Source organism: Empedobacter sp. UBA7252 (assembly GCF_002472765.1).
In the GTDB taxonomy this organism is placed as follows: domain Bacteria; phylum Bacteroidota; class Bacteroidia; order Flavobacteriales; family Weeksellaceae; genus Empedobacter; species Empedobacter falsenii_B.
In genome coordinates this window covers 21,441-35,163 of the sequence record NZ_DKSQ01000098.1, presented here as the reverse complement: position 1 = coordinate 35,163, position 13,723 = coordinate 21,441, and the positions used below count along the sequence as shown (strand labels likewise).

Genomic DNA, 13,723 nt, shown 5'->3' with positions numbered 1-13,723 from the left:
CTTGATTAATGAGCTGATTCTCTATTTTTTGATCGATTTCTTTAAAGAATCCGAAACCTTTTAAGATAATGATTAATCCAAAGACTAAAAGACAAATACCAACTCCTTTTCGCACCATAAATACTTTTTGATCGGTAAAACGTTTCTGTAGCTTCCCTGCCAAAAATATTTTACCCAAATCTATTACAAAATAGGTCGTCAAAACAACGCCCATATACAGCATAAAATCGCTTGGATTTGGATATTGAATCATAATTGAAGAAACAATTACAAACCAAAAAACAATGACACCGATATTCAACAAATTCATAATAAATCCATTGATAAACGTTCTCAAATAATTGTTGCTTACAAATCCCGCTTCGCCTTCTATATGTAGCTTTGGTTTAGAGAAATACATGAAAATTCCGTAAATCAACACAAAGAAACCTGCAATGATATAAATGCGGTAAAACTTTGGATGATTGGTCACATAATCTGTAAAATCTTTACTTCCATAATAGGCTGCTGCAATACATAAAATATCAGCTGCAATAACCCCTAAATCTAGGACTACAGCGGTTTTCCAACTTCTACGCAAACTGGTTTCAATAAGTAAGAAAAATACAGGTCCAATAAGAATTGTACTTAACAAAAAACCTATTAGTATGGCCGAAAATATTATTTCCATAACATAATTAAGGTCTGCAAGATAAGTCTAAAATATGAAACTTAAGCATCAACTAATTCAAAATCTAATTGCTTCTTGATTAAATCAGCATTTAAAACTTTGATTCTAACCGGACTTCCTAACTGATATTTAACACGTGTGCGTTTACCTATTAAAGCATGATTTTTTTCGTCAAAAACAAAATGATCACCTTTCATAGCACGAGAACGAATCAAACCTTCGCAACGCGTTTCTGGGATTTCAACAAAGATTCCATAATCTTGTACACCTGTAATAAAAGCATCAAAAGTTTCGCCAACAAATTGCTCCATGTATTTTACTTGCATATATTTTATTGACTCTCTTTCTGCTTCTGCAGCAATTTTTTCGCGAGAAGAACAATGTTTTGCTTTATCTTCGTAAACAGCTGCTGCAGGAGATTTTTTATCATCTAAATAATCTTGCAACAATCGGTGCGCCATCATATCTGGATAACGACGAATTGGCGATGTAAAATGCGTGTAATAATCGAACGCTAAACCGTAATGTCCTATATTCTCTGTTGTATATTTTGCTTTCGCCATTGTTCGCATTGCCAAAGTTTCAACCATATTTTCTTCTGGTTTTCCTTTCACTTCTGCTAACAACTTATTCATAGAATTGATAGTTGTTTTACGATCTCCAATCTCTAATTCATACCCAAATTGACGAATAAAATTTTTTAAGTCTAATAGTTTATCTGGATTTGGATCATCGTGAACTCGATAAATATAAGTGTTCGCATTCTCTTTTCCATGTTTATCTAAACTAATGAATTCTGAAACTTTTTTGTTACATAATAACATGAATTCTTCAATCAATTTATTCGAATCTTTCGAAATTTTGAAGAAAATTCCTTGTGGATTATGCGCTTGATCTAAATCGAATTTTACTTCAACTTTATCAAAATTAACCGCTCCATATTTCATACGTTTTTGGCGCATTGTTTTGGCTAAACGATCTAAAGTCAAGATTTCATCTTTAAAATCGCCATCTTTTCCTTCGATAATTTCTTGTGCTTCTTCATATGTAAAACGTCTATCCGAATGTGTAACAGTACGACCAAACCATGTTTTTACAATCTTCGCATTATCATCCATTTCGAAAACTCCCGAAAACGTATATTTATCTTCGTTTGGACGCAAAGAACACGCAACATTCGACAACACTTCTGGCAACATTGGCACTACTCTATCCACCAAATAAACAGAAGTTGCACGCTTATATGCTTCTTGCTCGATCAACGAACCTGGACGAACATAATGTGTAACATCGGCAATGTGAACACCAATTTCCCAGTTTCCATTCTCTAATTTTCGTATTGATAAAGCATCATCAAAATCTTTTGCATCTTTCGGGTCGATTGTAAATGTCGTTACATTTCGCATATCTCTACGACGAGCAGCTTCAGCTTCATCTATCGAAGTATCCAACTGATTTGCTTCTTCTTCAACTTCCTCTGGAAATTGAGCTGGCAAATCATATTCTAACAAAATTGCATGAATTTCTACATCCGTATCGTCTGGACTACCCAAAACTTGCGTGATTTCACCAAATGGTGAATTAGAACCTTCTGGCCAATTTGTTAATCGAACCACAACTTTTTCTCCTGGTTGAGCATTTTTAATTTTCTCTTTCGGAATAAAGAAATCGTGGTTACCATTTTGCATCGTTACAAAACCAAAATTTCCGTTCTTTCCTAACTCGAAAATACCTGTAAATTCAGTTTTATTACGCTCGATAATTTCTACAATTTCTCCTTCTGCTCTCGATTGATTGGCATGTTTTTTTGGATAAACATATACGCGAACCGTATCGCCCATTAAGGCATTTCGCGTTTTTCCTTTTTGTACAAAGACATCTTGTTCAAGACCATCAATCATAATATAAGCGCTTCCCGAAGAAGTCAAATCCGCAATCCCAACCATATAATCATTGGTTGCATTGATTTTGTATTTTCCTCTTTCTACTTCAGAAATCTTTTTGTCAGCTAATAAAACATTCAAATTCTTAATCAATAATTCTGTATCAATTCGATTTGTTAGGTTTAAAGCTGCTGCAATTTGTTTATAATTTAAAGGTTTATTCGGATTTTGAAATAAAACTTCGATGATAGACTTCGTAAACTTTGTTATGTTTTTGTCTTTTTTCGCCTTTGTATTTTTAAAATTTCTTCTTGGCATAATTTGTTTTCTGTCAAATCTCTTCTTGTTTTTTCGAGATTTATTTTAAAATAGTTAATTAATAAACATCTTAATTGTTTGATTATCAAATTATTTTTAATAACTATTGATAAGATGTTAATAAACAACATAACCACTGCAAAGGTAATATATCCTTTTTCTAAAATAACAATTTACAGCCAATTGTATGTTACGGAAAGGATAAGATTACTTGTAACGTTTTGATTTATTGCGAAAATTGAGCCAAAAAAACTATTTTTGCATTGATAATTAATTGAATGAAAACTAAACCATTATACCAAACCTACTTGATTAACCTTGATCGAGCTACGGATCGGCTTGAATTGATGCAAAAAGAATTCGAAAAATGTGAGATTACTTACGAAAGAATTTCTGCTGTAGATGCCAAAACTTTGGATTCGTCAACCTATAAAGTAAAAAATAAATATGACCGCGATTTAGTTCCTGGAGAAATTGGTTGTTATTTGAGTCATGTGAAAACGCTAGAAACTTTTTTGGCTTCTGAAAATGATTTTGCTTTGATTATAGAAGATGATGCTATTTTGGTTAATGATTTTAAATCTGCTGTAGAAAAAGCAATGAATCAATATGATGATTTAAAAGTAAAAGATCATTGGGATGTTTTGAAGTTGTTTAATGGAAAACGAAAACATATCAAAATAGCTGATGTTGACCAAAAATATATAATTGCAGCTTGTGGAACCAGTATTCCAATCACAACAATTGCAGCAATTTGGACAAGAAAAGCCGCAGAAAAATTTTTGAATAAAATTAAAACACCACTTCCTACAATTCAACGTCCTATTGATTGTGATTTACAGCATGCTTGGGAATTTGATTTAAGAATATATAATCTTCTTCCATCGCTTGTTAAACCAGCTCCAGTAGAAACGCAAATTCAGATTGATCGCAGTTTAAGAAAGTCTAAATTTCCAAGACAAATTCAATACGAATTGAATCGATTATTTCCTAAATATTTCTATTTAATCAATCATCATGGTTTCAAAAAATTCTATGATAGTTTTATTGCAAAGAAAAACGAACGTATTTCTTAATCAACAATTCTAAAATTTATTAAATATTTGAATTTAAATTAATTAACAACCTTTATCAACAGTTATAAACATTGTTAATTTCTATATAAGATAAAAAAAAAGCAGTTTCAAAATTTTGAAACTGCTTTTTTAATTTATAATAATTCGATACTTTCTTCTCTTAATTTTTCTTTTACTTTTCCGTCCCAAATACTCGCTTGTACTTCACCAATATGTCGAGACTTCAACATAAACATACACATACGCGATTGTCCAATTCCACCTCCAATAGATTCTGTTAACTTGTCATCTAACAACATCGAGTGAAATAATAAGTTTTTACGATCCGAAGAATCTCTAATTTCTAATTGTTTCGTCAAAGCTTCTTTATCTACACGAATTCCCATCGAAGATAACTCGAAAGCAGATTCTAAAACAGGATTCCAAACTAAAATATCTCCATTCAAACCTCTAAAACCAGCACTGTTTTCTGTACTCCAATCGTCATAATCAGCGGCACGTGCATCGTGTAATTCTCCATTACTCAATTCTCCTCCAATTCCATAAATAAAAACAGCTCCAAATTCTTTACAAATTGCATTTTCTCTTTCTTTCGGCGTAAGAGTTGGATATTTCTGTAATAAATCTTCAGACGAAATAAATGTAATTTGTTCTGGTAAAACAGCTTTCAATTGTGGATATTTTGCTTCTACATTTTGCTCCGTTTTTTTAATAACTTCATAAATCGATTTTACTGTCGAAAAAAGATAATCCAATTGGCGATCTTGCGGCACAATTACTTTTTCCCAATCCCATTGATCCACATAAATAGAGTGAATTGGCGAATAATCTTCGTCTGGACGCAAAGCGCGCATATCTGTTATAATTCCTTCGCCTGGCTCAATTTCTAATTCTTTCAAACGAATACGTTTCCATTTTGCCAAAGAATGTACAACTACCGCATTTTTATCATTCAAAGATTTTATAGGGAATTTTACAGGTCTTTCGATACTATTCAAATCATCATTAATACCTGTTCCATCCAAAACTACCAATGGTCCAGAAACTGGAATAATGTTTAATTCTTTTTGTAATCCTTTCGAAAATTCTTCTTTTACAAAAGAGATTGCTTGTTCTCTACGTAATAATGCTCTGCTCATCTTTTTAATCTTTAAATGATTTGTTTTTTTAACTGATGTAAAAGTAGAACAGCTAAAATCAATAAATATACTATTGACTTAAATTGGTTTAAAAATATTTAATTTTAAATATAAAATATTGTTTATACTTAACTATTTAAACTTTATAATAGTTTTAAATTTAATTTTTAAAATAAAAATCGGTAAACTCTAACGAATTGACCGATTTTATATCTTATAATAGATGTATAAAATTATCCGTTGTATGAACAAGCAATTTTATCTACGCGTCCTTGGTGACGACCACCTTCAAATTCTGTTGCTAAAAATGTATTCACAATTTCTTCTGCATATTCATACGCAATAAAGCGTGCAGGTAAAGTTAACACATTTGCATTATTGTGTTGACGAGCTAACTTGGCAATATCCATCATCCAACATAATGCAGCACGAATTCCTTGGTGTTTATTTGCAGTCATTGTAACGCCTTGCGCACTACCACAAATCAAAATTCCGAAATCTGCTTTTCCATCTTCCACAGCTTGTGCCGTTGGGTGTGCAAAATCAGGGTAATCAACACTCGCTGTTGAGAACGTACCAAAATCCTCAACCTCAAATCCTTGACTTGTTAAAAAGGGTACTAATTTCTCCTTATAATCGAACCCAGCATGGTCCGCTCCGATTGCAATTTTCATTTAATTAACAGGTGTTTTTGTTGTTTTTGTTTAAATAATTGTAAATCAAATGTTAAGTAAAAGTAACAACTTGTTAAAAGATGATTGAATAAAACTAATAACTTTTCGAGAGAAAAATTTGGAAATCTGATTCAAAAAATCAATTAGAAATAAATCAATACAAGTCAAGTAAAAGTTTTCATTTTGGCATAAAAGATTTACACACCGTTATGAATAGTTTTCACAAAACTTCTTTTTAACAAAAGTTGTTTATCAACCAAAATGATAAATTGTTGATAGAATATCTAACTCTTTCATTACAAAACAAAATTACAAATAATAGCTTGTTAATTGCTATTAAATAAAATTTATCTCACTTTAGTTATCCACATATTAACAGTGCTAATAATAGTAACATTTTTTTCTTTTTTTAAAATTTAAAAATTAATTAAACTATATATATTATTATGAATTGTTAATAGTTGAAAATTGTATTGAATGATTTTAAGTCTCAAAATGAAAGTTTGATTACTTTTGTGTAGTTCAAAATTTCAAATCAAAATATGAAAACAATCAACGACTACAATTTCGAAAACAAGAAAGCATTGATTCGTGTTGACTTCAATGTTCCGCAAGACGAAAATTTAAATGTGACAGATGATACACGTATTAGAGCTGCAAAACCAACGATCGACAAAATATTGAAAGATGGTGGCGCTGTTGTATTAATGAGTCATTTGGGACGTCCTAAAGGCGAATTCAATGATAAATATTCATTAAAACATATTGCATCAAAAGTTTCAGAAATTCTTGGTGTTGATGTGATCGTTGCGAATGATGTTATTGGCGATGATGCGAAACAAAAAGTTAGTAATCTAAAACCAGGCCAAGTTTTATTATTGGAGAATGTTCGTTTCCATAATGAGGAAGAAGCTGGAGATAAAGACTTTGCAAAATCATTGGCTCAATTTGGAGATATTTATGTGAATGACGCTTTCGGAACAGCACACCGCGCACATGCTTCGACTGCAATTATTGCTGAATTTTTCCCGGGAAATAAATGTTTTGGTTTGTTAATGGAACAAGAATTAACAGCTATTAACAAAGTGTTATCAGACGGAGAAAAACCTGTAACAGCGGTACTTGGAGGAGCTAAAGTATCTTCTAAAATTACGATTATCAACAATATTTTACCCGTTATTGATAACTTGATTATTGGTGGTGGAATGACGTATACATTTGTAAAAGCAAATGGCGGAAATATTGGAAATTCGTTGGTAGAAGATGATAAATTAGATTTAGCGAAAGAAATTTTGGCTGAATGTGAAAAACATAATGTAAAAGTTTATTTACCGGTTGACAATGTAATTGCTGATAATTTCAGTAATGATGCAAATACACAAACAGTTCCTTCGGATCAAATTCCTGATGGATGGATGGGAATGGATGTTGGTGAAGAATCGTCAAAAGTTTTTGCAGATGTAATTAACAATTCGAAAACAATTCTTTGGAATGGTCCTTTAGGTGTTTTTGAAATGTCAAATTTTGCAAAAGGAACTATTGCTTTAGGTGATGCAATTGCTGAAGCTACGGCAAACGGCGCTTTCTCGCTTGTTGGTGGTGGAGATTCTGTTGCTTTCGTAAAACAATTTGGTTACGACGACAAAGTAAGCTACGTTTCTACAGGAGGTGGTGCAATGTTAGAATCGTTGGAAGGTAAAGAATTACCAGGAGTTGCTGCGATTTTAAAATAAGAAAAGGAAAAAAATACTTAAAATAGTAAAAAATTAAGTCGAGCATTTGCTCGACTTTTTTTGTCTTAATTGTTAAGCTGAATTTATTTCAACTTCTCATCTTAATGATTAGGTTCTTCACTTTGCTGTCGTTTCGTTCAGAATGACATTTTTTTTTAGCATCAAATTTTCTGCCATTCCAACGTTAGGAGGAATCTCAATGATTCTAAAATTGTTAATAGTAATCACTTGTTATTTAATAAATTAACTACTTTTCAACTGAGTTATAAAAAGAATGTTTATAGCTTGATTAATTACTCAAATTGTTAATAGTAAACTATTCAATATAAATGAATTAAAAAGTTATGAATAAACTTTATTAAAACTTGTGAATAATGATGATTTTAGAACTAAATTGATTTAATAAAGTTAAAATTGTTAATTATAAAAACTTGATAAATAATGAATTAAAAAGTAATTAAGAAAGTTTATCAAAAATTGTTGAAACTGAAATCTCCCTACAATTAGCCATTTTATTTATAGAAAAGGATTGTTATATTCGTAATGATTTAATAATCAATCTATGAATGAATTTAACCAACGACTAAACGAAGTAGAAAATCATTTGCAGCACAATGATCTTGATTTGGGCTATCGCCGATTAATTGATTGCGTGTTGGATTTGGGTGAGAAATCTTTTTACAAAGAGATTATCTCCTATTCGGATCTTTATTACACCGAAAATTCTACGAACGAAAATAAAATAACGCAGGCTTTACAATTGGTGGAAAAGTTAAAACAAGCTTCTCCTCCTCCCTTTCAGAAAGAAGAAACATTGATATCAACCAACAATGTTGAAAAAGCTTATCATCGTCGAAATTTTAAACTCCATCCCATTACTTTTGATTTGAAATCACGAGAAGTTGTTGGATTAGTTGGAGAGAATGGAAATGGAAAAACGACTTTATTACGTTTAATTTGTGGTGAATTGAAACCAACTTCTGGCGAAATAATTTATCATTTTTCTAAAGCAAAACCGTTTAGTTTTGAGCTGAAAACAAAATTAGTTTATGTGCCGCAACGAATCGAAGTTTTATATGGTACGTTGATGGAAAATCTGCAATTTACCTTGACATGTTATGATATTTACAACGAAGAAAATAGGTTATTAGCGAATGTTATGTTGGCGCGTTTGGGGCTTTGGCCTTACAAGGATTTGCAATGGCGACAATTGTCGTCTGGTTATAAAATGCGATTCGAGCTCGCGCGAACGTTATTGCGTCGTCCAAAAGTATTGTTGTTAGATGAGCCTTTGGCTAATTTAGATATTTTGGCACAACAAATTATTCTTGAAGATTTGAAATTTTTATCACAATCAATCCGAAATCCTTTTGGTGTTATTTTGAGTTCTCAACAATTGTACGAAGTTGAAAAAGTATCGACAGAAGTTCTCTTTTTAGAGCAAGGAAAGCTTAAAATACAAGGAGATACAAATGATTTGGAAGGTGATTTTACGATTGTTGAAATTGATGTTGAAAATACCAAAGAAGAGTTATTAACAGCTTTATCTAACATCGAAATTAAACAGATAAAATTCAATGGAGGATCATATATCGCATATTTTGATGATGAAATTTCGATGAATATGATTTTGTCTGAAATCGGAAAATCATTATTGAAAGTAAAATACATTCGAGATATTTCGAAATCAAGTCGTCGCTTTTTTGTCAATTAAAACCAACCAACTATGTTCAAAAAAATAAATCAAACTTTAATTACCAAATATCCATTGATTTGGAATCTGAAATTTATTTGGATTTTGTTGACGGTTTTAGTTTTCAACTTGATTGCATTTATCAATGGTTTTTTGTTTTTTACTAAAAAATCTCAACTGCAAGTAACTGGACTTTATGAAGTGTTTTTCAACTCAGGAATTGCAATTTATTACCTATTAATTGGTGACATTATCGGCGTTATTTGGTTGTATTTCTATATAAAAAATAATCGTTTCAAATCAAATTATCCAACCTCAAGAAATTATTTATTCAAAGAATTTTTGGCCGTTTTCTTCATTATATTTTTGATGTTTTATGTACCAAATTCGTTCAAAACTGGTCTTAAATTTCGTGTTTCAAATTATATAACTGAAGAGCAATATTTGAAAGATATCGATATTATCAATAGAGCGCAAGGTTTTACGTTGCAACCAAATTTTGGGTACGATAATTATTCGAGAAATTTGCCTGTTCCAGCTTTTGATTCGTTGGTTTCGGAAAAAGAAACAAGAGAATTATATGAAAAAAATAAGAGAGAATATTTAAGAAAAAATCCAACATACTCATATGATGCTTTTTTGGATCCGTATTTCAGAAATCCTGAATTTGAAACCTTATTAAGAGATTATTTTCCGGATCGATTTAGTTATTCTAAAATTAATTTTAATCAAACGTATCAACCTCTTAAAAAGAATAATTCATCTACAGATTCATTTCAAGAAGAAATGGACTATCCTACTACAGTAGCTGTAGATTCAACTTATGCTGTTGTCGATTCTGCTGCAGTAACATTAAATTCTGGTGGAAAACCAGATGTTTATTACAACTTAGCAAGTTTGTATAATTATAGTGTTTTGGCTTTTAACAATCCGAAAGATTCTACTTTAAATCATCAATTTTATGATGGACAATGGATTGCTTTGTTGCAAAAAAATGATCGAAAAGTAATTGAAAATTTATTGAATAATTATACCGATTTATTAAAAAAGCAAGAAATTGGGTATCAGTTCAAACATAAAAAGTGGATTGATTATTTGCCTCAATATCCGTATTATTTCATTGATCATAAATTGAATTATATTGATCCTTATCAAACTGTAGATAAAAAACTGAATGATTATATCCACCAAGATAGTTTAAACAAAGTGTATGAAAATATTGAGTTTTCGAAATATAGTTCCACTTGGTTAGAACATATTCAGTACTATTTACTAATCGCTTTAGTTATTACCGTTCTTATTATTACATTCAGATTTAGTTCGTTCAAAGTTTGGTTAATTTCATTGATTGGCGCAGGAATTTTGGCAATTTTAGGAAGCGTTTTCGGAATTTCTATCGATGCAAGTATTGGTTATACACAATTCACACCTTATATTATTTTATTTGTTTTTTACATTGCATTTATAGTGACTACACTAATTGGCTTACGTTCCAAAAAATATAAAGTTTTGACAGGTGTTAATCTTAATTGGTTTGTTGCGACCAATATTTTTATTGGAATTGTGATGCTTAGTTTTTACACAGATTTGCGTGAAGAAATGTTATATGAAGCAAATAAACATATGAATATTTATGAGTTTAGACAAACAAATAAAGAATTATTGCTGTTACAAGAATTTGCAGAAATTTTTCTTTACATCAATCCAATTTTATATTTAATAAGTTTTTATTTCATCATCAATCTTTACAAAAAATGGCAAGCAATGCCAGAAGAATAAAAAAAGAAAAGCGAGCTAAATCGGCTCGCTTTTCACTTGATAATTGAATGAAAATGAATTTTAAAAACTACTTTAAAAAAAACTTACTTATGAAATGAAATAACACATTGTGTTAATCAATAATAATTTTTAAACTCACACAAATTTTAAAATATTCTTTCAAAATTTAAATTAATAGAGGTTAACCATCAAAATTTGTAGGTTAACCCTAATTTTTATGATTTTATGCACATTTAGACGAAGGTCTATTTCCTTTCGCATCACGTTTTTTGTGCATACTAAATTTATTAGATTTCATACGCTTTTCACGATCTTGTTTGTATTGATTGAACTGATTTTTGTCTAAAATTTTCTCTAATTTAGTATCAAAATCGTTTGTACCTTTTTCTGGTCGAGAGCCTCTTTCTCCTTTTTGAGTAGAATTTTTGTCTCTGTTTGTAAACTCTTTTTTCATGTCAGAATCTCTACTCTCTAACAACGATTTTACTTTTTTCTTTTGAGCAGAACTCAAATTATATTGATCAAATTCTTTCAATTGTTGATCTACAGTTGGGCGTTCTCTTTGCTCTTTTCTATTTCCAGATCGTTCACCTTGTTGTGGTCTTTCTTGTGCGGATAATGTCATTACCATCATCATGCTTGCTAATAAAAATACTTTTTTCATAATCTATGTTTTTTATAACTAAATGTTAGAATTATATTCTTTTCATTTTTCTTGAAACAAAGTTGCAACACAAAAAAAAGACGTAAAAAATATTGAGGTAAACGAGTGTTAAGTAGCGGTGAAATAAAAGATTTATTAAAATTTTTAACAAAATTGTCAAATTTATTGAATAAAAAAATCCATTCGATAAAGAATGGATTTTGATGTATTTTTTTTGAAAGATTATTTTATTTTTTTCTCTAACATTTTAGAAAAAGTTTTAGCAGTTTTTGCAAACCCTTCTCCAATTCTCGATTCATCACTATAATTATTACCGAATTGAGTTCCTGGAGCTTCTTTATAATTGACAACAAATTTTTTATCTTCAAAATTATTAGAATCAACAATAGTAATAGTTGTAGATACTTTTGCAGCTTGTTTCATTACAAATGCATCCCAACCTGGATAAATCCAATCAACTTTAACAATCATTGTGTAAGGAGCATCTGTAGCGTTTTCAGAGAATGAAATTCCAGTAGATTTTGCACCATATTTAGTTAATAACTCCATAAATTTTGGTTCCCAGATAGACTCTTTTGCACCAGTCCATTTATCATTCCAAATATCTCCATTTCCAGCATTTTTGCCATTTAGATCAACAATCTTTTTTTGAACATATTCTGCTTCTGTAATGCTATCTGCATTAATTTTTAGATTTGAATAGTCAAAAATAACTTTCATTTTAGATTGTCCTTTTAAGAAATCGACAGTACCAGATTTTACTTTCTCTTTTTGAGCATAAATGTTTGAACCGAGTACAATAATGATTAATAATAAATAGTTTTTCATAATAGTTTTAATAAATTTCAGCAAAATATAAATATTCTTTAAATAGTTATTGTATAATCATTTAAAGAAATATTATTTAGAAACGTTTATTGTTTATAAATAGTTTGTAAGTCTTGGAAAAATTTTACTGAAAATAATAATCAAAACGTTTGGTACACTACTTTTGTCTTAACAAAGTTTAACAATATTGTATGAAAGTTTTAATTTCTAAATCAATTGTATTTGTTAATTTTAGAGGAAATTTGAATCAATAATATAAACATTAATTTCAACGAAATTTTGGATATACAACAACTAAACCAACAAATAGAAGCAAAAAGCGAAAGCATTGCAAGGTTGACATCGGAAATAAATAAAGCGATTATTGGACAAGAAAAAATGATTGAAAGTCTATTAATCGGATTACTTGGAAATGGACACGTTTTATTAGAAGGTGTTCCTGGATTAGCAAAAACATTAGCTATTAAAACATTATCTGATGCTGTTGATGGATCTTTTTCTCGTATACAATTTACACCAGATTTGTTACCTGCCGATGTTGTGGGGACACTTATTTATAATGTAAAAGAAAACGATTTTAGAATCAAAAAAGGACCAATATTCGCCAATTTTGTTTTAGCTGATGAGATTAACCGTTCGCCTGCAAAAGTACAATCTGCCTTGTTAGAAGCAATGCAAGAGCGTCAAGTAACAATTGGTGACGAAACGTATCTGTTACAAAAACCTTTCTTGGTTTTGGCGACTCAAAATCCGGTGGAACAAGAAGGAACTTATCCTTTGCCAGAAGCACAAGTTGACCGTTTTATGTTGAAAACGGTCATTACTTATCCAGAATTTGAAGCAGAACGTTTGATTTTAAGAAATTCGATTAATCAATCTTTTCCAAAAATTGAGAAAGTAATCTCTATTCAAGAATTGTTGGATGCGCGCGAAATGGTGAAACAAGTTTATATGGACGAAAAAATTGAAAAATATATTTTGGATATTATTTTCGCGACTCGTTTTCCAGAAAAAGTTGGATTAGAAAAATTGGTTCCAATGATTTCGTTTGGTTCTTCGCCTCGTGGATCGATCAATTTGGCACAAGCTTCAAAAGTGTATGCATTTTTACGCAAACGCGCTTATGTTATTCCAGACGATGTACGTGCAATGGCAAAAGATGTGTTGCGTCACCGTATCGGAATTAGCTACGAAGCAGAAGCAGAAAATGTTACGCCAGAAGAAATTATAGACAATATTCTTAATGTTGTTCCAGTTCCTTAAACC

Annotated in this window: 11 protein-coding genes; 5 read left to right on the top strand and 6 right to left on the bottom strand. The window is 30.5% G+C overall.

Translation table 11 applies throughout. The features are described from left to right. On the bottom strand, positions 1-670 hold a 670-nt coding region (locus B2X73_RS13905; protein ID WP_291096734.1), incomplete at its 3' end, for a LysE family translocator. A gap of 41 nt (positions 671-711) precedes the next feature. After that, positions 712-2,871: a ribonuclease R gene (gene rnr / locus B2X73_RS13900; protein ID WP_286495668.1), complete on the bottom strand. Its 2,160-nt coding sequence runs from the start codon at positions 2,869-2,871 to the stop codon at positions 712-714. A 278-nt stretch (positions 2,872-3,149) separates the two neighbouring features. Between rnr and B2X73_RS13895 the strand changes: the two genes are divergently transcribed. Continuing rightward, the gene (locus tag B2X73_RS13895; protein ID WP_291096732.1) at positions 3,150-3,947 is read left to right on the top strand and encodes a glycosyltransferase family 25 protein; all 798 of its coding nucleotides are present in this window, start codon (positions 3,150-3,152) and stop codon (positions 3,945-3,947) included. A gap of 134 nt (positions 3,948-4,081) precedes the next feature. Here B2X73_RS13895 and asnA read toward each other — a convergent pair whose 3' ends face one another. Both asnA and rpiB read right to left on the bottom strand, forming a co-directional pair. Further along, positions 4,082-5,086 carry an aspartate--ammonia ligase gene (asnA, locus tag B2X73_RS13890; RefSeq protein WP_291096730.1) on the bottom strand — a complete coding sequence of 335 codons (1,005 nt, stop codon included), beginning with the start codon at positions 5,084-5,086 and terminating at the stop codon, positions 4,082-4,084. Between the two features lie 233 nt (positions 5,087-5,319). Further along, positions 5,320-5,760: a ribose 5-phosphate isomerase B gene (gene rpiB / locus B2X73_RS13885; RefSeq protein WP_038336192.1), complete on the bottom strand. Its 441-nt coding sequence runs from the start codon at positions 5,758-5,760 to the stop codon at positions 5,320-5,322. Between the two features lie 542 nt (positions 5,761-6,302). Between rpiB and B2X73_RS13880 the strand changes: the two genes are divergently transcribed. The 3 genes from B2X73_RS13880 (at position 6,303) to B2X73_RS13870 (ending at position 10,965) form a co-directional block, all read left to right on the top strand. Continuing rightward, on the top strand, positions 6,303-7,493 hold the full coding sequence (locus B2X73_RS13880; protein ID WP_291059839.1) for a phosphoglycerate kinase: 1,191 nt from the start codon (positions 6,303-6,305) through the stop codon (positions 7,491-7,493). Between the two features lie 562 nt (positions 7,494-8,055). Then, entirely contained in the window at positions 8,056-9,207 is a 1,152-nt protein-coding gene (locus tag B2X73_RS13875; protein WP_291047405.1) for an ATP-binding cassette domain-containing protein, read from the top strand. Between the two features lie 12 nt (positions 9,208-9,219). Further along, positions 9,220-10,965 carry a hypothetical protein gene (locus tag B2X73_RS13870; RefSeq protein WP_291047407.1) on the top strand — a complete coding sequence of 582 codons (1,746 nt, stop codon included), beginning with the start codon at positions 9,220-9,222 and terminating at the stop codon, positions 10,963-10,965. Positions 10,966-11,188: 223 nt separating this feature from the next. On the opposite strand, the gene B2X73_RS13865 is transcribed toward B2X73_RS13870, so the two are convergent. Both B2X73_RS13865 and B2X73_RS13860 read right to left on the bottom strand, forming a co-directional pair. After that, entirely contained in the window at positions 11,189-11,629 is a 441-nt protein-coding gene (locus B2X73_RS13865; protein WP_291050891.1) for a hypothetical protein, read from the bottom strand. 222 nt (positions 11,630-11,851) lie between these two features. Beyond that, on the bottom strand, positions 11,852-12,457 hold the full coding sequence (locus B2X73_RS13860) for a hypothetical protein (RefSeq protein WP_038336180.1): 606 nt from the start codon (positions 12,455-12,457) through the stop codon (positions 11,852-11,854). Between the two features lie 261 nt (positions 12,458-12,718). Here B2X73_RS13860 and B2X73_RS13855 point away from each other — a divergent pair, with 261 nt between their 5' ends. Beyond that, the gene (locus tag B2X73_RS13855) at positions 12,719-13,720 is read left to right on the top strand and encodes an AAA family ATPase (RefSeq protein ID WP_407932366.1); all 1,002 of its coding nucleotides are present in this window, start codon (positions 12,719-12,721) and stop codon (positions 13,718-13,720) included. The last annotated feature ends 3 nt before the right edge of the window (positions 13,721-13,723 follow it).